The organism is Lysobacter sp. Root494, from assembly GCF_001427225.1.
Taxonomy (GTDB): domain Bacteria; phylum Pseudomonadota; class Gammaproteobacteria; order Xanthomonadales; family Xanthomonadaceae; genus Agrilutibacter.
On the sequence record NZ_LMFH01000005.1, the window covers coordinates 1,166,385 to 1,193,371 of the forward strand.

Below are 26,987 nucleotides of genomic sequence, written 5' to 3' on the forward strand. Positions count from 1 at the left end.
CGGATCTTCGTCGATTACCTGCACAGCGGTCGCGGTAGTACCGCCGTGGCGTCCTACTCGCTGCGTGCGGAGCCCGGCTTCCCGGCAGCCCTTCCGATGCACCGGGAAGAACTGGGCACAATCGATCGGCCCGACGCGTTCTTGATAGACGCCACGATCGAACGCTTATCGTCCGGCTACGAGGATCCCTGGGCGTGTATCGAACGGGTCTCAGTCAGGGTGCGCATCGTTCCCCATCTCCCAATCGATGCCGCCGCGGCTTGCCATCTCGTCAAGCAGGCCAATCACCGCATCAAAATTTACGTTTGTAGGCACATCGACTGCGTAAACACAGACATCGGCGACGTTACCTCTTTCTACCTCGCACCCCATATCTCGAAGTGTGGTTATGGGAGTTTGCAATCGCTCAAACCCCTTCTGCCCCCCGGCGCTTACGACACGCACCGTCGAATGTCCAGAACGCCCTTGGAGGCACTGAAATACAAGCTGCTCGTCCTTTTTGATCGCGCTCACCAGATCAAATCGGCTCACACCAACTACAAAAAACGGGACGTTTTGAAGCGAGTATGTGTGGCCTCCCATGGGTATCGCCCACAGCGTTTCAGTGGCATGTCCGTGCCAACTATCCTCTTCCAGAGGGAAAGTTACTTTTACCTCGGCTTGAGTAGAGAACAGCACTGGCTCATCCCTTAAAAGATACCTTTGATTGCGTCGAACAGCTTAGTTCTCTTCATCTTCCCGAGCATGAATGGACCGCCATTTTTGGCGCCCTTTTCAAGGTTGCACTGCTGGCATGACGAGACAAGATTTGAAGGGTCGTTAGTTCCGCCGTTCTTCAGGGAAACCCAATGGTCGCCATTAAAGCGCAGCGGGTTGGGGGTTTTGCACCGTATGGTTTTGCGACCACAGTAGGTGCAGAAGGGATCCCGGCGATACTGGTCATTAAGCATCTTCCGCGGGAACTCTCCTCCTCTACGTCTCAGACCATCGTGGTCGCTCCAGTCAATCGGCGAAGCCCCTACATAGGAGTAGGTGTTCAGCCCACCATTCAACCCATCTGGATCGCTTGTCAGGTAGGCCCCAACCTCTGCCTCGTAGTCCCGGAAGTAGTTGTAGTGCAACCCTGTTATGGCATCGAACTGCTGTCCCGGGAAGCGCAAGTTGTAGGTGAACTGACCCAGCCCACTTGGGTTCTCGCTGGCAGGCGTCGTTCCGAACGCGTCGCTGTTCCAAGCCCAGACCGTTACGCCTGTAGCATTGAGAATAGTGCGCGGCGTATCCAGGTGATCGGGCTGCGCGTAGTAAACCGCTACATCACCCGCTTGTGTCCCGCCAAAGGCGGCTCTCATGCTCGCGGATTTCAACACCGCCACCGGCGTATCGCCCAACCACAGGTGTTCTGTGATCAGATTGCCCGCGCTGTCGTACTCGCCGACGAGATGCCCTTCGTCGTCATAGACGTACTGGCGATAGTTGCTGCCGCTGGTCGTTGCCGTCGGGCAGCTGCCACCGCTCGATGCAGCGCACACCCGTTCGCCCAGTCCGTTGTAGCCGTAACGGGCTAGCGTCAGCACGCCTTGCTTCACTTCGACCATCCGATTCCGACCGGAGTAGACGAATGTCTTCCCGGCAGCGAAGGTCGTATTGCCGGCCAGGTCGTACTGGCGGGCTTCGGCTGCCACCGCCATCAGACGGTTGCTGCCTTCGTCGATGGCATAGCCGGTAACAGCCGCACCATCAGTTTGCTCGGTGCGGTTGCCCGTGGCGTCGTATTTCCAGGTCTGGCTCTTGCCGGTGCGAGCAGCTGCGGTCAGGCGATCGTTGTCGTCATACCCGTAGGTCCAATCACCTTGCTGGGTGATGCGACCCGCCAAGTCGTACTGGAGTGCAGTCGCCTGTCCACCTCGTGTGTAGCCCTCGATGCGACCATCCGCGTCGAAGTCGCGCTGATAGCGTCCCGCCGGCGTGCTCCAGCCCTTCGGTCCATCGAACTGGGAGTACTCAACCTCGCTGACGATCACCCGTCCGTTGACTAGAATTTCCTTGACGCGCCCATCGGTGTTGTAGCGATAGGTGACCTGTGCGCCCGATGGCATGCTCAGACCTGTTCGCAAACCATCGGTCCATGCCTGGCCAAGCGTCTTGCGACCGGCCACGTTCGTGTCTGCGCCCAGTTGCTGGCTCTTGCCGATCACGCGTCCCTGTGCGTCGTATGCGTAGCGGGTCGAACCACTTGCATCGGTCAATGTAGTCAGGCGGCCCTTGGCACCCACACCGCCGCTTTCTTCGTCGTAGACATACGAAAGCGTCTCGTCGGGATAGGTGATGCCTGTCAGTCGGTTGGCCGCGTCGTAGCCATAGTTGGCCGTGATCCCACGCGCATCTTTGCGCCGGACCAGGTTGCCCGCGGCGTCGTAGCCGTAGTCGGTGGCGCCGGTGTCGGGACTTCTGAGCGCAGTCAGCTCGTTGAAGCCGTTGTAGCCGTACGTCGTGGACAAGCCGCGCGGGTCGATCACCTGGCGCAGGTTGTCTCGCGCGTCATAGCGGTAACCCACCTCCCCTTCCATAGGATCGATGCTGGCGACGAGGCGATCGAGCGCGTCATAGCCACTGATGCTGGCCTTGGCATGCAAGGGCGCCTTGGCGCTGGTTTCGTTGCCGTTGTCGTCATAACCGAACAGGGTCGCGTCGTCTGGATCCGCGCCGGCTAGGGCGGTCATGCGACCCAGCGTGTTGAACGTGCGCGACATCGTCTTCGCCAGCACGTTGTTGGGATCGAAATTGTCCTCGCGAACGCGGTCACCCGCATTGTTGAGGATGTAGTCGACGTGGTTGCCCAGTGTGTCGTGCACGCTGGTCAGGCGCCCCGCATCGTCGTAGCCGTAGGTCAGCGCGCTGCCATCGGGCAACCGTAGCCCCGTCAAGTGACCGGCGCCATCGAAGTCGTAAATGGTGGTTTCGCCGGTGGTCTGACCAGGAGCAATGACCGTCGTCGAGGTCAGGCGATCACGCTCGTCGTAGCCATAGCGCGTGGTGGTTCCGTTGGGATCCACCATCGTCAGCAACTTGCCGCCGGCATCGTACTCGGTGTAACGCGTGGTCAAGCCGTTCGCGTCGGTGACCGTGCTGAGATTGCCATCGGTGTCGTACTTGTAACTGGCGACATCAAGCACGTCGGTACGGGGACCGTTCTCCGTTTCGATCTGACCCTGGCTGTTGTAGGTGTAGGTCCAGGTGCGGGAAACCCCATCAGCCGTGACGGTACGCGTCTCCGGCAAGCCCATGCTGTTGTAGGTAAACGTCGTGACCGCCGATCCGCCCGAGGCCGATGGCTGGACCACGCGCGACGGAACGCGCCATGTCGTGTGCCAGTCGATCGAGCTGGACTGTGCATCCGGCGTGCCATAGGCGCGGGTGATGCCAATGGGCAGGCCACGCGCGTTAAAGCGCATCGTGGTGACGTTCCCCTTGAAATCCTTCACCAACGTGGGGTAACCGTTGCCATCGTATTCCACCGAGCTGATGCTGCCAGTGCCGCAGTTGCTGCACGGCTCGGTCGCGCTCGACAGGTACATCGATTCGAGGATCTGCTTGAACTGCAGGGTGCGCGTGGCGCCGTATGGATCAGTGACTGCAGTTTGATTGTTGCCAAAGCTCAGCTTGAAGCTCTCGACGCCGCCCGCCTTCACCGATTCGATCGCGCGATTCTGGCTGTCGTACTTCCAGGTGACGTAGCGGATGCCGCGCTCGTCGGTGATACCCGTCAGCAGCGAGCCACGGCCTTCCACTTCATAGTGGTACTTGCGCGACAGGCCGCCCGGGTACGTCACCTGCACCAAGCTGCCGTAGTCGTCGTAGTCGTATCCGTATTCGCGCCCCTGCGGATCGCGCATCTTCGTGACCTGGCCGGTCACAAGGTCGTACTCGAACCCGAGCGAGCGACCGAAGGGGTCGCTGACGCGCACCAACTGGCCCTGCGCGTTGTACTCGAGCGTCTGCGTCAGGCCTGCACGATTGCGGATCTCGATGAGCCTGCCGTCCGCATCGTAGGTTTCGACTTCATCACGTGCCGACGTGTAGATCCAGCCGGTCGTATGGCCGAACAGGTTAGTGGTGCGCTCCAGCTTCTCGGGAATATCGCCGCCGATGACATAGGCGCCGTTGCGATACACGAACTGGAACAGGGCGCCGTCACCGCGTGCCGCCAGGACCGCATCCGGTCGAACATTCGGGGCGGCATCGGGCGCCAACTTGATGCGCGCAAAGTAGGCACTGGCCCACTTGTGGCCGAGCGGTCCACCGTTGGGCAGGTAGCTGACATAGCGGCGCTCGAAGACCAGCGGGAACGGACCGCTGCCCACGTAGTCGGTTTCGGTCTGGTACTTGTAGCCGCGATCAGGTGCAATCGGATTGCCCTGCGGCGGCCCGCCGGCGCCCGAGCCGAAGGCCTGCGATACGGCATCGCCCAAGCCTCCCAGTCCCGACATGGCCATGCCGACCAGAGGCCCGCCAAAACACATCGGGGTGTAGCTGCAAATTGCCTCGTTGAGTGCGTTGATGCCGAGCTCCGCCATCTCGTCGGAGGTGAGCTCGCGGATGCCGTTCATCACCTCCTGCAACCACTGCACGACCTCGATGACGGTCATGATGATCTCGACCGTGATGAGCACCGCACTGACGACCGCAATTGCAGGAAGTGCCGCAGGGCCCAGGATTGCGCCGATCGTAAGCCCAGCGAGCATGCGCGCGCCCCATCGCATCAAGCGTCGCGTGAGGATCTTGGCGATCTTGGAATTGCATAGGAGCTTCAACGAGATGGCGCGCACCACGCAGCCGACGTTGATCGCGCCGTTGAGACCACCGTCTACGCGGAACACGCCGCCGCCTGACACCGGATCCAGCAGGATGTACCCGGCGCCGGCTTGACGTGTATCGACAATCTCCCGCTCGGGCGCCACGGCGATGAGCCCAGAGGCCACCGCCTGCGCGATTTCGCTTTCGGCAAACTCGCTCAGCTGCAGCTTGGGCATGATCTGGGCGATGTTGTCCTGGGTAATCGTGTGGATCGGCACCTTCAGGTCGTTGGCGCGCAGCAGCAGGCTCGCGGCCGACATGCTGTAGCCGGGCTGGCCGCTGAGCAGGATGTCCCAGGTGAGGCTTTCGTTGAGCGAGGCTTGCGTGCCGAACTGCAGCAGCATCTGGCTGCGCCTTTGCGGATCGCCCAAGGCGACGGCGATGTTGTCGGACTTGATGTCGGTGGAATACCCGGCAAAGAAGCCCGAGCGCGGAATGCCAAAGAAATAGGTGACCTGCAACGGTGCGGCAAAGGCACCGACCGAGGGCCGCCGCAGGAAGCTGCCACCCCAGCCCTTCGCGCTGAGCTGGCCCATGAGGTCGCTCATGTACCAGTACTGCAAGCCGGCAAAATGCAGGCCCTTGGACAACGGCAGGTTCGCGGTGTCGGGCAGCGGCTGGATGAAGTCGTCGAACAGCTCCGGCGAAATCCCGCCCAGGTTGGGCGTGAAGCTGATGCGCGATCCCGCCGCGTACTCATGGGGCTCAAAACCGAACGAGCCGCGACCATGGGGATCGACGATACCCGCCGTCCACATCTGCATGGTGCCCATGTCGACGAAGGCGTCGGTGCGCACGACCGCATCGCCGATCCAGAGCACCGGGCGCACATCGAAAGCCGACAGCGGCAGCGTGGCATCGTTGCGCTCGGCGTAACCGCGCAGCGCGTCCTGCTGGGCTTGGGTTGCGGCCTCGTAATCCACGAACACCGAATTCCCGCCCAAGGCATGGGTGGGAATGCGCAAGGTCATGGCCGGCGATTCGAGCGCGTAGTCGGTGCGCGTGTTGTAACGATTGACGACCAGGAAGTTCTTGAGCGAATCGGGCAGCGCGTCGTAACTGCTGCCGCGCGCAACGACCTTGTACGGCAGCGTGCCGGCCAGCCACTCGTCATCGGAGGCAATGACGGTCTGGCGGCCGAACACCGCATCGATGTCCGCGTTGGGAGCGGTCGCGTCGAGGAAGTTGGCGGCCTTGGAAGCGTAGGCATTGATCTGGCCGCCGTAGTACTCGCGATCCAGGCCTGTTACCGAACCGTCCTGGCCGATGGTGGCGGTCGAGATGAACTGTTCGACGACCTGCTGTGCGTTCCAGCCGGTGCCCTCAACCATCTTCAGCGGCGCGTCGTAGTGGTACTGCTTGAAACTGGCGTCCAGCGGAACCCACGTGTCGGCCTGGCGTTCGATGGCGCCACGCGAAGGAATAAAGTCGACAAAGGCCTCGACCCACACGTGCTCGAACTGCACCGCGGAGATGCGTCCACCCGAGGTCATGTAACGCGTGGGGATGCCCCCGGTCAGCAGCAGCTCCAGCGCGTCGTCGGGCGTGCGCGCATTACCGACCCAGTTCTGCACCTGGTCGATCGGCACCTGCACCGTCCCGTACACGTAGCGGGCCTGGTAGCCGGAGGCGCGCAACAACGCGATCAGCAGCGAGTTGGTGTCGTAGGCATTGCCCTGGCGCCCGACCAGGGTTTGGTCCGCACCACGCAACGAACCAAACGTAGGCGTGAAGCGGATCTTGTCGTGCACCCAGTTGTAGATGCGGATCGGATCCTTGCCCAGCTGTTCGGCCAGCGACAGGATACGCGGCGTGATGGCCGCTTCGTTCGGGTTGAGTCCGACCACGGGTACGGCATCGGCCTGCGCGCCCACGCTCATCCGCTGCACGCTGCTTGTGGGTGTCACCTCGGGCGCGTCGGACTTGACCACCGCATCGAGCGCGTCGTGCGTCATCGCAGGCTGACGCTCGATGCGCTTGGCCACCACGCGCTTCACGCTCTCTGGATTGAGCACCTTGTGCGCGCCGGAAAAATCCTGGTCCTTGAGCGAGTCGGCCAGGGCACGCGCGAGCACCACCATGCCCGCCTTGTCGCCCTGCAGGCGCGCCGCGTGCAAGGCGTTGGCGCGCTCACGGAACGCCGACAGGCGCCGTGCCATTTCGGCTTGGCTTGCCTCGTACTGGCTACGCATCTCATCGGACAGGCGATCGAGTTCTTCCTGCTTTTGCGCGTCGGGCGTGCCGAACAGGAATTCCACCGGGCCCAGGCCCACTACGGACTGGCCGATCTCGTCGGCTAGCCGCTCGAGCTCGGCGATGGGTTGGGAGTGGGCCTCGGCATCACGGAAGGCTTGCGCCAGTCGCGCGACGCGTCCCAGACGCTGGGCGGCTTCGATTTCCTGCGGCGCGGTGCCGGTCTCGCCTGTCGTGGCGGTCACGATCTGCGCCGTCGTCGTGCCGGTGAAGGCATCGGCCCACACCGGCTCGGCGTGCGTGATGCCCACGGCGGCCACGAGTGCGCCCAACGCCAGAACAAGACCCACATTGAAGTGCTGCTTCATGCAATTTCCCCAATTCCCTTCGCGATCAGGCCAACGATTACGACTGCGTCGACCTGCGCTCCACAAAGCCCAGGTAGTGCGACAGCGCCAGGCGTGCGTCCGATACCTCCACGGTGGTGATGCTCAGCAGCAGATCGCGTGCCCGGATCAATGCCTCCATCGCCGCCACGTACTGTCCGCTGGCGAGCAGCCCCTGCGCCGCCAGTGCTTCGGCCACAGCCTGGTCCTTGGCATTGCGCTCGTGCGCACGTAGCGGCTGCAGGTTCGTCAGCGCGCTCAACAGTTGCTCGCGCAGCGTGCTGCTGGAGACGACCGCTAACGTGGTGTCCACCGAATCCAGCGGGTTCACGCCGGCCTGCATGCCATGACCGGCAATGCCAGTGAATACAAAAGCGCCGTCCGCATCGGGTGCGCGCACCCAGCTCATGAACTGACGTTCCTGCGTCGCGGTCAGGTTGAACAGCCACGAGGCCTCGTGCAGCGCAAACGTGCTGGCCGTAGGCGTGGTGTCGTCCAGGCTCAACGGCGCCGGTGCCTGCACGCGCAGCCACGCGGGAGTGTCGGCTGCAAGGTTGCGGACGGTGGTGAGCACACCCACCAACTGACCTGCGGCAATGCCATCGCGCTGGTCCGGCAACACGTGCTGGAGTGCATCGTCGAGCACGACCTGCATCAATGGCGCAGACGTAGAGCCCTGGATGGTCGACACGAAGTCGAAGGCAAACGTCGCCGCGCGCCCCACTCCGTACTGGTGCGTGAACACCGCGCCGTCACCGTTGGTGAAGCGTCCGTGGGTCACGGCGCCTACCGGCGTGAAACGGATGGAGCGATCGGTGATGTCGAACTGGCCGGCGTCGAAGACGTCGGTGTCGACCATCGTGACCGTGTGCTGGCGGTTGGGCAGCTTGCCTTGGTACTTCAGGCCCAAGGCCTCGTTGAGCAGGCCGTTGCGTGAATCGTGGTCGCCATCGACGAGCAGGCCGTCGCCGCGGATCACCGCCTCGCGCAGTTCGTTGGCAAGCAGATGGCCCAGGTGATCGGTACCGCCGGAGATCCAGTAGGCGTCGTACTCACCGGTACGCATGAGGAAGCCGAATTCCTCCACGGAGCGAGCCAGCATGTGCGGGACGCCCAAGGTCGTCAGCAGCGCGTCGATATGTTGCGCCTTGCGCTCGCGACAGGCTGCCTCGTCGGGCTGGTCCGCGGGCTGGCAAGCCACCAGCACCAGCACGTTGCCGCCCACGGCGAGATGCTGCTGCACGTCGAGCTTCACCTTCAATTCGGTGAGGGTGAAGGTCGTGGTCGCCAGCTGGCGCTCCTGGTCGCGATTGCGCCATGTGAGCGTCACGCCGTAGACACCCGGCGTTGCACTGCTGGACGCCCACACCACGGCGAACGGCTGCGTTCCGCCCAAGGGCAGGTTCGCGGGCGTCGTCCACGTTTGCAGGACGGTTTCACCGGCGACATCGAGCAGGCGGATCACCAGCTCGCCCGCGGTCAGGTCCGCATTGCCCGCGTTGCGAACCGATGCGTCCAGCCGGATGGGCTCCCCGATGGTGGCCACGTTGGGCGTGGCACCGATTTGGCCTAGCAGGCCTGCGCCCGTCGTCGCGGTGGAACGCACCTCGTACGACGCTTCATCGGTGTCGAAGACACGCTCCTTGGAGTCCTGCAGCGTTTGCCGGACCGTATAGGTACCGGGCGGTGCATTGCTCAGCACCTGATCGGTCTGGAACGTACGCGTCGCACCGTGCGGCAGCAAACCCACATCGTGGCCTGCCGTGAACTGCAGTGCGCCGGCCGCGTCGTACACGCGAACCATGAGCAGCAGGTTGTCGATGTTGACGTTGCTGGAGCGATTGCGAACGGTCGAGGCTACGCGCACACGGTCGGTCGGATCGTAGACCGCCTTGTCCAGCGCCAGCGATGCATCGGCCAACGCATCGCCCTGGCTGGGCAGGACGGCGAACTGCGTGATGTCCTCGGCCGTGTTCAAAGAACTGTTCACCAGCCGCGCACGCACTGTGTATCCGGCCGGCAGGATCGTGCCCACGTTGTAACTGGTGGGCACGATCTGGCTGGACGACGGGCCGAGCATGACCTCCTCGCGATAGACCTCGTCCACCACCGCGCCTATCGCATCGAGAATGTCCACCACCAAGGTGCCCTGCACCGGACCGGTGTTGGGATTGTTCAACTCGACGGCGATGCCGACGTTCTCGTGGGCGGCGTATTCGGGCTTGTTGGTAGTCACCGAGAGATCAATGACGTTGGTCACGCGCACGCGCGGCACGGTCAGCGGCACGCGGTATTCGCCGTTGACGAAGGTGTTCTGGAATGCCAGGTAGGCCGAGTCCAGCACCGCGCGGTCTTCGCCGAGCACCAAGTCCTTCAGCGGGGCGCCAAAGTCGATTGATACGCCCTGCGCCGTCACGTCGCGCAGGCTCCACACATACTCGGTACGGCCGTCGGCGTGGGCGATGGAGGCGCTCGGCGGTACCGTGAACCCGCTGAGGACTTGTCCAGACTGGCTGAACACATGCGCGTCCACACTGATCGCGCCGCAGGTAACGGGGATCGCGTAGATCGCCGAAGAGCTGTGATCCCACAGCAACAGGCGGTTGTTGAAGCGATCGAAGGCGAGATAGTCGATATCGGTCAGCTGCGGAACCGTGCGACTGGTGTCGACCAGGAGTCCGACGTGGCCCGTGCGCGAGACGATCTGCGCGATCGTGTGCTCCTCGCCCCCTTGATTGATCTTGCTCCACTGCGAAGTAGCGATGTAGAGGTTGTCGCTGCAGTCGGCGGTGATGTTGGGATAACCATCGCCCTCGAAGACCGGGTTCTCCGTGCCATCGGCGCCCGCATACAGCTGGAACACCTTGCCATCGGGACTGACTTGCGCCACCAGATGGTTATCGTTCTGGACGTAGATATTGCCCTTGCCATCGATGGTGATGCCGCGCGGGCTGGGGAATCCGGAGGTGGCTACCGTCGAGACGACACCTTCCTGCGTCACGCGCACCAGCCTGTTGGGCATGGCGACGTACACATTGTCTTGGGCATCCACCGCGACGCCCGAAGCGGAAGCGGCATCCAGGGCCGCAAAGGTTTCCACCTGTCCGCCCAGTGGCATGCGCGCCAGGTTGTAGCGGCCGGCGGCATTACGCTGCAGGAAGTAGATGCGCTCATTGGCGTCGATCGCCAAGCCGAAGCGCACGCTCAGACCCGTGGCCAGCGTGGACTGCACGCCATCGACACCGACCTTGTACAGGGTGTCGGTTGAGGTGAAGTAGATGTTGCCGGCACGGTCGGCGGTGATGCCCGACGGGAAGTACATGCCGACGATCCTGCGCAGCCTGGCCACTTCCACGCGCGAGAGCGAGGTGAAGTCACCGCCGGTGATATCGAGGCGCACGTTGGCGACCTGGTCGCCGGCCGGCAATTCGTCCGGCTGTGCCTGCAGAGTCCCAAAGGCCGCCGAGCCCACATGCACGAAGTTCGTCAGCTCGCCTTCGATGCCATTGATCGACACCATCACCTTGAAGTCACCCGCGTACGGCGGAACCCAGGTGCCAAAGTCCACCGACAGTAGGTCCTGTTCGGGCGACAGCCCGGGAATCTGCACGAACGTGGTGTAGACCACTTGACCGACTTCCACAGCGTCGGGCGCCTTGGACGCGGTGATCTTATAGATCGTGCTTTCGTAGCGCCTCGCCGCACTGTTGTAGTAATACGCCAGCGCGTAAGCCTGCGTGTCGGAGGCGGCCACCAAGCCACCGAAGGTGGGTTCACCAATCAACGCGCCGATGTTGAGCGTTTGCAGGTTGCCGCTCAGGAATCGCGTGGCGGTACCGTTGGTGCCTGCGGTGAACAGCGCCCCGTGGGCTTCGTAAGAAATGTGTTCGGCCCGCGGGGCACGCTCGTGTACTTGCTGCAACCCGGCGTTGGTAACCGCGTAGACCGCACGCGTGTTGCCATCCAGAGCGGTGGCCATGCCGTTCGGGGACCAAGCCACGCTCTTGATGCTGCTCAGGCCACCGGCCAACAACGAGGGGGTTCCACTAACGCCCGTCCTGAGCAAGCCCACGTTGTAGTCGATGGCGAAAACGCTAGTCCCCTCGAACGCGAGGTCGTACAACTGCGCCGCAGAGCCACCCGGCAGCGTCGTGGGAAGCGTCGCCACCGTTCCGTTGGGAGCCACCTTCTGCAGGCCGCTGCTGGTGGTGATCCACAACGTGCCGTCGTTATCCATCCGCAGGAAACGGGGCGAGGTCACCGTGCGGACCAAGTCACCCACTTCCCCGGCGCCGTTGAGCTTGAGCACGGTGCCCGACGTGTAATTGGCCACCAGCACGCCACCGTCCGGCGCCAATGCCAGGCCACGGGGCGAGACCAATCCGCCGACCTTGCGTTCGACCGCACCCAACTGCGTGAAGTACACCGCGCTGGTGCCGGACTCGGCGATCGCCAGCTTGCCGCCGCCCAGCGTGGCAATGCCCGTGTAGGTGCCACTGGGCAGGCCCGAGCCATGGTTCGTCGCGGCGCCGTTGCGCCACTCCATGACGTAGTTGCTGTAGCCCACGCCGAACGTACCGGCACGCGTGGCGTCGTACGCCAGCACCGTCGCATGGAAGCTACTGGACAGGCGCGTCGGCAGTGCGCCTTGCGCCTGCAGGTCGTACAGCCGATACGACGTGTCCACCAGGAGCAGCTTGTTGCCCGTCCACGCCAGGCCGCGAGGCGAGCCGAATCCATCGACGCGTTCGAGCACTGCGCCGGTGTTGGAACGCAACTGCAGGACGTTTTCGCCCGCGTACGTCACCGTAATCCGGCCGGCCATGTCGCGGGTGATACCGTTGACCCATCCCATGCCCGAGTACAGCTTGGTCGACGTGCCGCTTTGCGGGTCGATCTCGTAGAAGTTGTTCGACCAGGTGTTGATGAGCACCTTGCCGTCGGCGCCCACGCCCATGGCCTGCACGGATTCGCCATTGACCGAGAACAGGACCGGTGTGCCCACATCGCTCTGGTCGATGCGGTACAGCTCGGTTCCGAACCGGTAGATCAGGTTGCCCGCCAGATCCGATCCGAAATAGTCCGGGGACCGCGGCAAGGTGGCGATGATGCGATGGACCCCGGTGGTGGTATCGAACTCATCGATGTCGTAACGACCACCGTTGTACTTGAGCAGCGCGACCTTGCCGTTCCCACGCGCCGCCATCCCGTAGATGTAATACGGATTGCGCGCGGTGAACTCGACCTGACCTACGTCGTCGACCAGCTGCACGTCGTAGTAGCCGCGCACGATGGCGAGCCCGCCTTCGGGGCGGGCGACCATGCTGGTCGGACTGGTGCCGATGAGGCGGCCGATGGATCCATCCGCTCCCCGCATCGTGATGAAGGCACCATTGGCGATGTACAGCTGGCCCGATGGGCCGGCGTTCACCGCACCGGGCGATACCAGCACGCTGTCGGTGTAGGTCTTCTGACCCGAGGCAAGCGCCAGATGCACCACGCGGTTATTGGTCGCATCCGACACATGCAGGATGGCGTCGTCCTGCAACGCCATGCCGCCAATGGAGCCCAGGCCCGTTCCGACCTGGGTGACGCTGCCGTCGGCTGCCACCTTGTTGACGGTGCCGGTGGTGGTCGACACGTACTTGTTGCCTTGGCTATCGATCACCACGTGGCCCGTCGCGCCAAGTCCGGTAGCCAGCGTCGTGACGGTGTTGTTGTTCAACGCCTTGAGCGTGCCGTCGCCGTTGTTGGCGACCACGACCGCCCCGCTGGATTCCACACCGATGCCCGAAGGCGTGTGCGCGAAGCCTTGTGCATACGGCGTCACCCCACCGCTCGCACTCACCTGCACGAGGGTGTTGTCGCCTTGGTTGCTCACCAGCAGCGAGCCATCGGCGCGCAGCAACAATCCGACCGGTTGATTGAGCCCGTTGGCAAAGACAGAAGTCGCGCCACTGGCATCGATGCGGATGAGGTTGTTGGCACCGCTGTTGGCAACGATTAGATCGCCGTTGCCCAGTTCGATGACGTCGAAGGGCCGGTTGAGTCCGGAGGCGAAGGGCGTCACTACCCCAGTGGAAGACACTTTCGACACGGTGCCGTCGCCGTAGTTGGCCACGGCAAAACCGCCTGAGGACAGGCGCGCCAGCCCGACCGGTTGCGAAAGACCGTTGCGCCACAGCACTTGCTCGGGCGCGCCGACGGTGTATTTCACGAGGATCTGTTCGTTGCTGACGAGCGCGGAGGTACCCCCCACGAGCACGTCACCGGCCGCATTGACGTCAATGGCCGAACACGTGCCCACGCTGACGAGCGGATAACGCGTCACGGTACCGTCGGCTACCACCTTGCGCAGGTCGCGGGCGTAACAAGTCCACACCGTGCCGTCTTCCTGCACGGCCAGGTCCGTGATCGAAGCCCCGGTGAGCGTCGCCAGGATGGTTAGCGTTCCATCGGGTGCGATCTTGTTCACCCGGTTGCTTTGCGCCGTGTAGAAGTTGCCCTGCGCGTCGCGATCCAGATGCGCCATCGACGCATTTGCGAAGGTCACGACCGGCTCGACGGTGCTGCGCGCCGCCGTGGCTACGCTGGTGTCTGCCGCTTCCAGAAGGATCTTGAGGTTGACGGCGCCGGCCGGGATGTTCTGGTTGCCCAGGTTGACCAGCTCACCCTTCAGTTGGACCGGCGTATCACTGTCGATCTGGGTCAACGGCGGATCGGCAATCACCGCACCGGCCAGCACCGGCATGGCATCCACGGTGAAGCGCGTGGTGCCTTCGGCGCGCACGTTGCCCGATACATCGCGCGCACGCGCGATCACGGTGTAAACACCCGCGGTTTGCCGCGCGAGCACCCAGTCCAGTTCAACTTCACGGAGGGTGCCCGGCTCGAAGCGCAGGGGCATGTTGGGCGGGTTCTGGCCCAGACCACGCGCGTTGGCCTTGAACACGTGCACGACGTTGCCGGTGGGATCCTTCACTTCCGCGTCGATGACCAGATCGGCGGCAGTGTCGCCCCCGTTACGGACTTCGACTTCCAGTTCCACCTCGTCGCTCGGGCGATACACGGGCCGGTTGGTCGTGACCGATTCGAAGATCACCTGGCTATCGCCGATCGGCAGCAGCTCGACGTTGAGTTCGCCTTGGCCGATGGCCGGCAACGCAACGCTCATCGTGCGGGTGGCATAACCCTGCCCACTCACCACGATGGTGAAACTAGATCCGGCGATACCCGACAACAGGTAGCGGCCATCCGGGCCCGACGTAGTCGTGGCGGCCTGGCCCTGCACTACCATCACCGCGCCCGGTACCGAGGCATGGGTTTCGGCGTTGGTGACGAGGCCCGTGAGCGTGGAGGTATCGGGCGCCTTGGCCAAGGCGATCTTGCCGAGGTTGTTGATACCTGCCACCAGACCGACCGAACCCTGCAGCGTGGTGTAGCCCGTAGCGGAGACGGTGATCGCGTAGCTGGCAGCCTGCAAGTTGAGCACCTCGAAGGTGCCGGTGGCCGTCGTTGTGACCTGGACAGTGCCGATGCGAACGGTGGCGCCTGACAACGCGGCACCGGTCGCGGCGTTGACGACCGAGCCGCGCACGGTCGCGGTGGTCGGGACCGTTTGACCGCTCGTGTAGAGCGTGGGCGAAAGTTGGTAGCGCTTGCCTGCCTCCAGCGTCAACGGCACATCGAGCGTGCGGTAGCCCGATGCCGCGAACGTCACGGTAGCCGCGCCGGCATTGAGTCCCTTCAACGTGTAGCTACCATCGGCGGCCGTGAACGAGGACACCGTGCCGGCCGAAACCACGACGTTGGCCATCGCACCGCCCGAGGAGGTGCGCACCACGCCGAATACTTCCGCGGTGAGCGCGGTCTTTTCCAGTGCAATGGTGCCGGTATTGGTCGTCGTGCCCGTGGTAACCGTGGCTACCAGCGTCTTGGCCACATACCCGATGGCCTGAACGTCCACGGTGTATTGGCCTGGTGCCAGTCCCAGCAGCATGAAGCTGCCGTCGGCCGCGGTTGCAACACGCGCATCAGGCACCTCGCGAACGGCAAGCGTGACGCCGGACAACGGCGTCTGTGTTCCGGCCTCAACGATCATGCCCGCCAACGCACCTGTGGTTGCCGGAGGCAAGCCCACGGTGGCGCGGAACAATGCACGCAGCGCGAGCGCGCTCACGAAAGGATCGTCTTCCCAACTGCCCGATTCGAGTTGGCTCTGCTCCAGTGCCGCGGTGAGCGGATGGATCACATCGCCATCGGACGTCTGCGTCGTAAGTGCGAGCAGTGCATTGGCGTTGTCCACGACCGTGCCGTAGGCGCCATTGGTTCCGCGCTGCAAGAGCAGCCAATCGCGCGCCGTGGCGATGATGTCGCCGACCTGGTAGCGCGTCGACCAGCCCTGCGCGGCGAGCAATACGGCCGAGGTCGCATAAATGCTGGGGTGATCGCCAATGGGCCAGCCCGACTGCGACAGCTTGGTCATGCGCAGGTACGACAACGCCGTACCCACCTTGGCCGGATCGGCATCGGGTGCGGAGGACAACGCAAGCAGCGCATACGCCGTATCCAGCGCATTGCTGCCGTACGTGCGGCGCGAACCAAAGCCCCCATCGGCGTTCTGCTGCAGTCCGAGGTCGGTGATCACCTGCTGCGCATTGCGATTAGCGAGGCGCAGCGCCAGCGCCTTGCGCGCTTGCAATTCAGTGTGTTTTTGCGGCGTGGCCTCGATGACATCAGCCAGGCTCGCCTGCTGCGATTCGAAGAGCGAAAGCGTGTGCAGCGTTTCGCTGCGTACCTGCAAGGGAACGGCAAGCGACGCGTTCTCACCTGCCACAGAACCGTCGGCCTGCACCTGCGCCCGCAACCAGGTGAAGCCGCGATCGACTTCGTTGGTTCTCACTACCTGTTGCGCAGCTACGACAAACACGGCCCCAAACAGGGCCGCAAGCCAGATCCATTGCCTCATTGTCCTTCCCCTGCAACGTTCGCGGTCTACGAACTTGAGTCTTTCCCTAACTCGAGATGAGCACCCCAGGGCGACAGACCCAACCTCAGCGCGCCGGCAAGTTGCCACCACTGAATCCGTGCTGTCAAGCTAGCGGGGCATGTAACAACCCAATGACAGCAGCGAGGCGGCATCACTCATGGACCGAGGAAACATCAGCTTGAGCAGACGTCGACTCCTGATTGCAGGAGTGATAAGCGCTGCTGGCGCAGCCGGCTACTTTGCAATCAAAAAGTGGCAAAAGCGTGGCACGTCTGCTGCCAACTGGGCGACTTTCACGAATAAGCTGCGCATCCCGGGCCACTCCACGCAGCTGGGCGAAGCTTCTGATTCGATTGCGCATCCCATCTCCTTGCAGACCGGCGTGTTTGCGCTCCCACTGTTGGACGGCAGCGCCTCTGATGTATGGGGCTACGGACAGCGCTTGGCCGACGGCACGGTGCAGATCAATCCCACGTTGTTTGCAAAGACCGGACAGGCGTTGAACGTCACCCTGCATAACCGCTTGGGCGATGACACAACCATCCATTGGCACGGCTTTTCGGTGGACGAGCTCAACGACGGCGGCGGATTGCACCCCGTCAAGCACGGGGAGCAGTTCACGTATGCATTCCCGGTGCGTAATCGTTCCGGTTTGTACTGGTACCACGCGCATCCGCACTCGCAGACCGGCCTGCAGGTGCACAAGGGCTTGGCTGGCCTGGTCGTCGTGGAAGACGACGAAGAGCTGCAACTGCAAAAGTCGCTTGGCACGCAATGGGGCGAGAACGACATTGCACTGCTCATCAGCGACAAGCAGTTCGGCCCGCGCAACAAGATGGAATACGAACTGGCGGCCGATGACTGGATCGGTAACAAGGTCCTGATCAACTGGACGCCCGATCCCGTACTGGAAACCGGCGCTGGTTGGGTCCGTCTGCGATTGGCCAACGCGTCCAATGCGCGCCTGTATCGCGTCGCGTTCGTTGGCGAAGGTGGCGATCCGATTCCTTTCCAATTGCTGGGCACGGACTCAGGACTGTTGAACAAACCGATCTCCGTGAACGACGCATTCCTGGCTCCAGCCCAGCGGCTGGATGTCCTGCTCGATCTGGGGAAATTCAGCGCTGGCGACGTGGTGATGATGCGCAGTCTTCCTTACGATCCCATGGAAAACGACATGACCACGGGCATGCCCGAGGATCCGATGCTGGAGCACCCAGGCGCCACGCCCATGGGGGATGCGATCGATCTGATGCTGATCCGTTTGTCCGCCAACAAGCCCAAGGCGACCGGGTCGTTACCCGCCGTGTTGTCTACCTTCGCCACCGGCATCAGTGATAGCGCGTATCGTCGCGCCTTCCGACTGTGGATCCAGGAGTCAGGGCGTTGGATGCTCAACAACTGGAACTTCCACCAGTCGCACGGCCAAAGCGTTTTCCAGGTCAAACGCGGCGCGACGGAAATCTGGGAGATCACCAACGAGATGCGCAGCATGCCGCATCCCATGCACGTCCATGGATTTCAGTTCCTGGTGACAGGGCGGCAGAACAGCCCTCATGCCATGAAGCACGCCGCCGCCGACAACCGCGGTCGCACGCCCCAGGACTTGGGACTGCTGGACACGATCCTCGTTTGGCCGGGCGAAACGGTGTCGATCCAGATCGACTTCTCCCAGCCCTACCAAGGCGAGCATCGCTACATGTTCCACTGCCACAACCTGGAGCACGAAGATCAGGGAATGATGGTGCATTTCTCCGTCGTAGACTGAGCAGTCGCATTCAACGCCCAAGCGCCCAATGAGCACTACCCGCACATTGATGCTGTCATGCCCTGCTTCAAGTCCGCTCTCGGCCACTAAATCCCGGCAACTCCACTTCCTCTCGAGCTCAAGCAGTAGTCAACCGGCCGGAACGGTCACTTCTTCCTCTTCGAACTCCATCGGGGTGGGAGTGTATTGCAGGTCATCCACAGACCAGACATTGGGCAAACCCGCGCTGCGGACTGGCATGCGCAGGACATTCGTGCCGCAATGGATGCCGCCGGCATGCACGTGGTAGTGCCAGGAGTCGATCCAGGTCAGCGGTACGTCGAGCTCGGCCGCGACGGCATGGATATAGGTCTCGAAGATATCCACCATGTCCTCGGCGATCTGGAACCGCCGCCAGCCGTCGCGCAGCCGTCCGCTGGCGTCGAATTGCCGACGGTTCGGCTCGATGATCTTGCGTTGCAGGTCGCGGTCGCTGGCGCCGGGGAAGCTGTCGCGTAACTGTGCGATGACGTCCTCCTCGTCCACCAGGCCATCGTAGAGCGACCGCACATAGCCTCCCGCGATCGTCCGCGCCTGCGCCGGCTGACGGTGCAGCCAATAGATGCCGGTGCGCAGCTGGTGGGTGCGCACGAAACGTTCGTCGATCCGGCGGATCAGGGTGGATGGCAGGTCGAGGCCGGAGGTGGCCTGGGTGATGACGGCAATGGCATCGGCCAGGCGCATGCGCGGCCCATACGGCCGCGGAATCAACAGACGACCATTGATCGGCTGCAGATTCACCACGTCCGGCGTGAAGGCGCTGGTCGAGAACGACGAGGGCCTTTCCATCCATGCGGCGATGTCTGACACGCGGTCGAAAACCACCGGCATCGGCAACTGACGAACTTGCGGGAACGCAGTGCGCAGGACGTCGCCCATCGGAGCCAAGTACTGTGTCTCGATGAAATCATTGGTGCTGACCCCGTCCATGGACTCTTCGCCATAAATCAACTCGGACACGGTGATGTCGGCCGGATAGACCCGGTCCGGCCCCTCACCGGGCCAGTAGCGGATGCCATGGATATTGATGCCGCCACTGTCTGGATCGGCGGGATCGCCGCCGTTCATCGCCTGCGAAACGTCCTGGTAAATGCGCGGCGGCTCGAGCACCTGCGGCGTTTCTTCGCCTTCGGCACGCCGGTGCCGGTGCTCCCAGACCTTGCCGCGGAACAGGCGCGTCACCGGATGGTCGCCGTTGATCATCAGCCGCGGCAACACGCCGCTGGGTCGCTGCACGACGTTCTGCGTATGGTCCATGGACAGGCTGCCGAGGTAACAAGCCTGCGCCGCGCGCAGCAGGCGCATGGCCAGGCCTGACGACGCGCACAACAGGGCGAAGTTGACGCCGGCGCCGCGCCGGTCCGGCACGATGCTCATGATCTCATCGACGTGCCCGACATCGAGCCAGGTCGTGTTCAACTGCACAACCGGTTGCTTGCGCTGCAGGTACAGCAGGCGCAGCAGGTCGGGGTCCATGAAGTCACGCTCGCCATCGACGATGCCATTGCCGATCACCAGTTTACCCAGAGCCGCGTCGCCGATCGGCGGTGAGGCCTCGATGTTGCCGCCGTAGTTCGACGAGTGGTGCATCTGCAGCACGCGCGGAAAGATGCGATCGGCCTCGGACGGGCTGACCTCGATCTGCGCGGTGCCGACCGGTAGCCCCACGATGCCGCGGTCGGCGTCGTAGGGTAGGCGCGACGCCAGCTGGTTCAGGCGCAGCTGGGCATCCTCGGCCAGCCGCTCCAGAGTTGTCCGCCAGTCCGGCGAGGCCCTGCCCGCCGCCTCGCGGGCGCGGCGACGGAACTCCTGCACCAGACTGGGCAGCCAGCCGCGCACGTCGGTCCAGGTCGTGGTGTCGCCACTGCGCGGCCACTGCGCTTCGTAAGTGTGGTCGATGCGCTTGAGCAGGTCGATCAGGGCCTCCGCCAAGCGGATCGGGAGGTGCATTACCGTCGCGAGGCGATCACATTGGCGGAACGTAATGCGTTGGGGCTGGCCGTTGTAGTCCTGGAACTGCAGCTCCCGGGCCCACAGGTCGTCGAAGACACCGATGTTGTGTGAAGGGAAATGCGATGTCACGAAGCCGGCCAGATTAGCCTCGGCCGTCCCGTTCGAACTTTCCGCACGCAGGCGCGGCAGGTGCAGCATCACTTGCCGCCAGCCATCAGGCCCCTGCATCAGCGCGTGCTGGAACTGGTCCTGCAGCCAGGTATCCCCCATCGCGACATCCAGCGGCACCTTGAGTAAGGGCACGCCCAGCACGCGATGCGCCGCCTCGAGCTCGATCACCGAGGGCTGGTTGCCCGGGCTGTCGCAGACATAGGTGCGCACCGCGACACTGGCGTTGTCGAGAATGACGAAAGGCGCGATGGTGAATCGTGCCTCGTCGTGCTGCGTTTCCCGGCCGCCGGCATCGACGCTCAGCAGGCGGATCAGGAAGGCGGATTCCTCCTCTGCACCATCGAGGCTGAAGCGCGTCTCCAGGTCGCTGACGTGGCCCGTCGGTGAACCCGGCAGGGTTTTCGCCGTCAACCGCACGTCGAGATGACCGGGCGCGGTTGGCATCGCGATCGGAATATCGGTGGGCCGCGAGGTATCGGTCGGCAGTTGCCGGCCCCCGCTGTCGAACAAGCGGAGACGGATGCGGGCGAAACCGATCGGGCGTAGGAAAAACCTCGCGCCCGCCGGCGCCGTCGCGGCATTGACGACGAGGCGTAGGGTCACCGCCTCGTCATTGCTTGCCGTGATCACCGCCTGGTCGCGGTCGAGCATTACCCGCGACCCAACTTGCACGCTTGCGGGCAGTCGCCGACCGTCGGCATCCAGGTCGGCGACGACGATCACGCCCGGCGTCGCGCCGCGCAGCGCATGCTCAGCGGCCACGGCCTCGAGCCGGCCGTTGCGGTTGTAGTCGGCGTGGAGTTCGTAGTCGGCCATGACCACGCCTCAGGACGTAATCACCACGTCGTTGCCGGTCAACATGTCCTTGATGCCGGGAATCTCCTCCAGGTTCTGCACCAGCACCAGCGAGGTCGGGATACGTACATCCCAGGGTTGTGCATCCTCGGGATAGGGGACGCCCTCGTCGAGCTTGCCGAGGTTCTCGGCGATCTCGTCCACGATCGGCACGTACAAGTCGTCGTCACGCAGCGGTGGATCGTTGCCTTCCCAGATCACACCGAACTGGCAGAAGTAGGCAATGGCTTTCTCGAAGCCTGGGCGCACCGGCACCTGGATGCGGCCGGCGCCGGCCTTCAGGAAGGCGGCGAACTCCGGATCGGGATCGGTGAAATGCAGGGCCGAGATCCAGCGCGCCTTACGACCCCAGAAGTACGGGTACAGCACGTACATCAGGTTGTTCCATTCGAAGGCATTCTCGAAGAAGCGAATCCACGAGCCATTCAGGCAGGCCTTCTGCAGGTCGATATTGGGCTCGTACCCAGGCAGGATTGAGTTGCGCGCGATGTTGTTGTTGCGCATAAGCATCATCAGCACAAGCTTCTTGAGTTCCTCCCGCTCGATGCGGCGGTTTTCCAGCGGGTTGCGCCCGAGGATCTTCACGCCCTGCTGGATCGCCAGCGCGGCCATCGCCTCCTCGTACTGCGCCTTTTGCACCAGATAAGCCTCCATGATCGAATCGAAGGCGGCCTGCTGCCACTTGGCAAAGCCCTCCGAGGTGAGCCGGCAATGCACTTCCACCGCTATCGCAAAGCTCCAGGCATTGTGCAGGTGGTAGGCGATGCCCAGTTCCTTGTAGCGGTTGCCGAGCGATTTGTAGGCCGAGCCCCAGTAGGTGGTGCAGTCGAACGAGGCGCCGCCGACCATCACATGGAAGGTATGGCTTTTGCCTTCAGTGAAGGTGTAGTCGCTCATCACCGTCGCGCCGTAGGCCTGGTAGCCGGCAGGCACATCGACCTTGGTGCCGCGGCCGAACGTCGACCCGTCCTGCACCTTGTCCTGCTTGTCGAACGTCGCCACGTGCTGGAACTCGGGCGGTGGTGCCAATACGTTGCGAACCTGGTATTTGGCGACGAAATCCAGATAGTTGCTGCGGGTCAGGTGCGAGGGCTTCAGCGGCGCGCCGTAGTAGGCCGGCGCGACCGGTTTGACCAGCTCGTTGTCCTTGGGCGGATTTTCGACCAGGGCATACAGCAGGTAGGCGGCCGGCTCAGGCACGACGAACTCGAACATCATGCGCTGGCCGTAATTCAGTATTTGCGCGTCGTAGACCTTGTTCAGCCAGCGGTAGATCCCGCGGACATGGCCATTGCTCGCAGGCTCGTTGGTGATCGAGTGCCGGTTGAGCTCCTCGACTTGCTCGAGCATCCGGCGGCGCTCTTCCTTCTTCACGCGCTCGCGCACGCGCTCCGAGGTCTTCTCGGTGACTTCGCGCGAGTACGACACCGCTTTGCGCTGCGTTTCCTCGCTGCTGGTCGAGAATCCGACATTGAGGCTGGCTGAGAAACTTATCGTCGGGCCATACGAGCCACTGACCTGCAGCCCGGCATCGAGCTCGAATTGGCTCTTGACCGTCTTCTCGGCCTCGGACTGCATCTCGTTGCGCTCGGTGCTCTGCAGGTTGCGCTCCTTCTCGGTCTCGCGCTCCTCCTCCGAAACGAAGATCTCTTCGCGGATGTTCAGGCGGCGATGCTCACGCACCCGCGCCTCACCAGCCAGGACGTTCTCGACGTGGGCGAACTCGGCCATTTCGTAGGCCTTGAGCGTTTGCTTGACCATCAGCAGATCGCCGATGCCGGCTTGAAAATGGCAATGGTCCTTCAGGATCGGCGCTGCTGCGCCGGCCGGTCCGAACATCGAGCCCTTGACCTTGCTCATTTCCATCATCACGCCACCGAACAACAGCACCGTATCGGCCTTCTCGCTTGAGGCCAGCTGGTTCGAGGTCAGGCGCATCTGTTCCTCGATGAGTTCGACGGCCCTGGTCGGTTCGATCTTCGCGAGGTCGATGCGGGCGTCGTTGAGCACCCGGTGCGCTGTCCCTGACAGGCGCGCGATCGCCTCGGGCTTGATCATCACCCGCGCGCTGCCGATGCCCGCCAGCGTTGAAGCCGACGGCAGGGCATGCACCTTGGCCTCGTTGCCCAGGCGCACGTCCTCTAGCCGGCGTAGATCGTCCTCCCGCAGCGCCTCGAAGCTGGACAACTTCGTTTCGAGGTCGGCGATCTTGCGCGATTCATCGCTGCCCCGGTCGGGCTTAAGCAAGGCATCGTCATCGATCGCCTTGTTCGACAGTTCGCTGTGGACGGCTTCCAGGTCCTGCAGGTGGGCACGCAACTTGTCGCGCCGGGCCGCCTCCGGATCGGGCTTGTCCTCCACGGGGGGCGGCTCCTGCTTCGGCGGGTTGGGCACGCGCGCGAAGTCCGGGATCGAGACCTTGAGCTCGGCGAAAGCGGAGCCCATCGGCAGGCCGGGGTCCAGGCCCTTGTCCTTGGCGGCCCATTCGACCAAAGCAATAAACTTCCTCGCCATAGTCAGCGAATCGGTCGGACGCTCCCAGCTCGAATGGAAGGCCTCGGCGACGAGACTGTCGGAGACGCGCTCCTTGGTGACCAGGAAGTCTGGCGCAGCGATGATCTTTTTCGCCGGCATGTCGTACAACTCCTGCAACGCTTTCGCGAAATCCACATCAGTGGACTTGCGGTTGTCGTTCTCAGCCAGCCATTGCAGGCCCGCGGCGACGTCGAACGGCAACTCGTCGAGTGACTTCACGTGTTGATCGGACGCCTGGAAGGCGCGCACGACGCGCAATACTTCGGCGACCGAGCCACCGGAGTCATTCAGGCGCTTGAGCGCCGTTGCCAATTGCGTGGGTTTGTTGCGTTCGTAAACCGGCACGGTCTTCGGCGCGCGTTCGGTCTTCTTGCGCTGGCTGCCGGGACGCACGCTGAGGAAGCGAAAGATGTATTCCTGGGTCATGGTCTTCTCCAATCGGGGCAAACACTTCCCTGCGCCGGAGGTCAGCCTCCTGCGGAGAAAGGTTCCATTCGTCGTCGAGCGTGCGTTATCTGCGCCTTGCCTGATTCGAACGGCTTTCGCCTCGACAAGTCGGACAACAAGATTCAGCAGCAGCTAGAGACTTCCGTTGGCTAGCTGATCGACTTCAACCCACAAAAGCACCGTGCTGACGTGCATCACAGGCTGCAGCGATACCAGAAGCGTGCACATTTCGGCTAGCTTTGTTCACGCTGTGAACATCAGTGCCACAAGTCAGAAGCAACTTGAATCGTGTGCTTGAATTTGAGCGGTAGCAAGCAGCGGTGCGGCTTCAGTTCCCGTCATCAGTTGGGCAGGCGGAGACGTATTAAAAGGGCGAAGCTGCTCGACACGCCAGGACAACCTCCTCCCGACGCTTTACTCGCGCGGTCGGCATGCCGCCGATGGAGGACCTGCTCGCGTGTGGCGATCGCAAAAGACATTCTCGATCGTCAGGACCTGGTGATCGAAAAGCGCCGATCGGGTGAGCTACTCCTCGGCGAGCACGTTCAATACCACGTTTACTCGCTGCGTCGGGCGATCACCGAGTGGCTATGCACGTGAGAGACGTAGGTACGCGCACGCGTGGCCTGATGTCTGCCTTGGGTCAGCTGCAGTCATTCGCCAAGCACAACTCGCATGACCGATCCAATGTTGTCCAAGAACGTCCTGAGTCTCACGGCTTGGCCCTTTGTTTTTTGCGCGCGCGCGAATGCGATCGCTTCATCGCCGATCATCATTAAATGCTGAATGATCCGGCGCGGACGACCCCAACCTGTGCACATTTCCGTCGCCCGTCAAGCGGGTACGTCGGTTGAAGTGCGCTTGTAGCGTCGCCGATATCGCATCAGCTCAATCCCAGCGCGTGGCGTTTTTCGGAAAGCCCGGACGCTGAACTCTCACGACACAAAACCGGTGTCCTGTTGGCGCCTGCATCACCACCCAACGCTCCAGCCGGGTCACCACTTCGGCTCCGAGAGCTTCCAGTCGCGAGACCTCGGCGGGAATATCGTCGGTCTCAATGTCGACATGTACCCGACTCTCATGCTCCACGCGTTGAATCTGCACGATGGCTTCATCCGGAGGAGTCTCGAGCATGCGGTAGTTGCCGCGAGTACCCGGGTGTACGCGATCGACAGGACGGCCGAGCGCGCCTTGGCCCAGAATTCAGCAGCCTGGTCGACGTCAGGCGTGCGACAGTCGACCAGCAGCGCACAGAGGCGGGAATGATGCATGCGGAGCCTCGCTCAAATACAAGCCAAGCGGGACATTACGCCGACCCGCGAAGCGTTTCGTTTTCGGTCCCAGGTGCGGCGTCCGACATAGAGAAGGCCCAGCACTCGAATTGAATCCCGAGCAACTGAGCCTTCCGTGCCGGAGCGTTTGTAACGAGACCTCAGCCTCGTTGCTTTATCTCCGACGCCTACGAGGTTACTGCTTCCCGTGTTATCGCAGGATCACGGCGAGTCGGGCTGACGTGAATGCGATGAAGAACAGCTGGTTGACCGAAGCGACTGGCAATGGTTTGCAAATCCAATCGCCGAACACCCCACGGCTGATCACCCCTGTTCCACGCCGGAGGATGCACGCTGCAGATGCCGAGCATCCCGGCGTGCAGGAGACAACCATGACCAGCAAGAGTCGCGAACAGGTTCAGGACAAGGGCAAGAATCTCGGACAGGGCCTCGCCGGAATTACCGACCAGGAGCGCCGGGATCTTGCGCAAAGCGGCGAAGATGCCCCGACCAAGGACCAATCGGATCGCCGCAGCTCCGGCGAGCAGGGCCAACAGAAGAGCCGCAAGGGCAGCGACACGCGTCATTGACCTGTTTCGGGTGCCAGCCACCTTTGCGCAGTTCGTCCCGAGGTGGATGCAGTAGCTCCGCCTCACGACCTGGCTAGTGCCGCCGCCTGCTGCGCATCGAGCACCCGACGGAAACCATGTGCCAATTCGAGCGCCGGGCCCTTGCCCCAGAAATGTACGAAGTAGAACGCCGGCTGCTCGCCAATCATGTGGTTGTGCAGCGCGACGACATGGAATTTCGCCTGTCGTAATGCGCGGAGTACCAGCTGGACTTCGCCGGCGCTCATGATGACGTCGCCATCGGCCGTGGCGAGTTGATCCGAGCCGCTGAATGCAACCCATGTCGTGAGTCCCATCGATGCACCGACGCGTTCGCCATGCATCCTTGCTTCGCGGCCGATGGTGATCTTCGCGATGCCGGCATTGACCTCCGCCGCATGTCCCACGATCTTGCCGATGGCATCGGCATCGACGCTTCCGGCAACCGGCACGGGCCCGCCGAATCCCGTAGCCGGCTCGGGTTGCGACTTGCGCACCGCCTTGATGGCGTCCCAGACGGCTTTGACGCCGGCAGCCAGTCTTGTCGGCTCACCGTGGCCTCCGATGTGCATGAAACAGGCCTTCGGCTGATCGAAGAAAAAGTGGTTGTGCAGGCCGGTCACATCGAGCCCGGCCTTGAACGCGGCGTCCATCGCGGCGTCGACTTCGTCCTCGAAGACGACCGTGTCGCCCATGACCATCGCCGCATCGCCCATCGGCGCGAACGCGGCCCAGGAGCCCAGGCCCGCAGTGGGCGGCAGGCGCATTCCGTCGACTTCAACAGGAACATCGGTCCGGCTCCAACCGATGCGTACGACGCCATCGGGTTGCTTTTTCGCCTCCGCACCACTGGCTTCGCGGATCCGGACGGGATCGATGTCTCCAGCGTGCACAGGGACGGCTGCCATACAAAATACC

At 63.0% G+C, this 26,987-nt stretch carries 9 protein-coding genes; 2 read left to right on the forward strand and 7 right to left on the reverse strand.

Features of this window, described 5'->3' with window-relative positions:
* Positions 1–210: 210 nt before the first annotated feature.
* Genes ASD14_RS15720 through ASD14_RS08550 form a run of 3 tightly spaced genes read right to left on the reverse strand, consistent with a single transcriptional unit; the run spans position 211 to position 16,335 of the window.
* On the reverse strand, positions 211–678 hold the full coding sequence (locus ASD14_RS15720) for a DUF4265 domain-containing protein (protein ID WP_157475175.1): 468 nt from the start codon (positions 676–678) through the stop codon (positions 211–213).
* A gap of 11 nt (positions 679–689) precedes the next feature.
* Positions 690–7,415: an RHS repeat-associated core domain-containing protein gene (locus tag ASD14_RS08545; RefSeq protein ID WP_056131675.1), complete on the reverse strand. Its 6,726-nt coding sequence runs from the start codon at positions 7,413–7,415 to the stop codon at positions 690–692.
* A 37-nt stretch (positions 7,416–7,452) separates the two neighbouring features.
* Entirely contained in the window at positions 7,453–16,335 is an 8,883-nt protein-coding gene (locus tag ASD14_RS08550) for a carboxypeptidase regulatory-like domain-containing protein (protein ID WP_162247687.1), read from the reverse strand.
* Positions 16,336–16,600: 265 nt separating this feature from the next.
* Between ASD14_RS08550 and ASD14_RS08555 the strand changes: the two genes are divergently transcribed.
* Positions 16,601–18,190 (forward strand): multicopper oxidase family protein, encoded by a 1,590-nt coding sequence (locus tag ASD14_RS08555; protein WP_162247688.1) that lies wholly within the window; start codon positions 16,601–16,603, stop codon positions 18,188–18,190.
* A 129-nt stretch (positions 18,191–18,319) separates the two neighbouring features.
* Here ASD14_RS08555 and ASD14_RS08560 read toward each other — a convergent pair whose 3' ends face one another.
* From ASD14_RS08560 to ASD14_RS16640, 3 genes are all read right to left on the reverse strand, one after another.
* Positions 18,320–21,169 carry a protein-arginine deiminase family protein gene (locus tag ASD14_RS08560; protein WP_056131681.1) on the reverse strand — a complete coding sequence of 950 codons (2,850 nt, stop codon included), beginning with the start codon at positions 21,167–21,169 and terminating at the stop codon, positions 18,320–18,322.
* A gap of 9 nt (positions 21,170–21,178) precedes the next feature.
* On the reverse strand, positions 21,179–24,169 hold the full coding sequence (locus ASD14_RS08565; RefSeq protein WP_056131684.1) for a hypothetical protein: 2,991 nt from the start codon (positions 24,167–24,169) through the stop codon (positions 21,179–21,181).
* 909 nt (positions 24,170–25,078) lie between these two features.
* On the reverse strand, positions 25,079–25,324 hold the full coding sequence (locus tag ASD14_RS16640) for a VOC family protein (RefSeq protein WP_343123458.1): 246 nt from the start codon (positions 25,322–25,324) through the stop codon (positions 25,079–25,081).
* Positions 25,325–25,703: 379 nt separating this feature from the next.
* On the opposite strand from ASD14_RS16640, the gene ASD14_RS08575 reads away from it, so the two are divergent.
* On the forward strand, positions 25,704–26,051 hold the full coding sequence (locus tag ASD14_RS08575) for a hypothetical protein (protein WP_235565339.1): 348 nt from the start codon (positions 25,704–25,706) through the stop codon (positions 26,049–26,051).
* Between the two features lie 62 nt (positions 26,052–26,113).
* Here ASD14_RS08575 and ASD14_RS08580 read toward each other — a convergent pair whose 3' ends face one another.
* On the reverse strand, positions 26,114–26,977 hold the full coding sequence (locus ASD14_RS08580; RefSeq protein WP_056132376.1) for an LppY/LpqO family protein: 864 nt from the start codon (positions 26,975–26,977) through the stop codon (positions 26,114–26,116).
* Between the last annotated feature and the right edge of the window lie 10 nt (positions 26,978–26,987).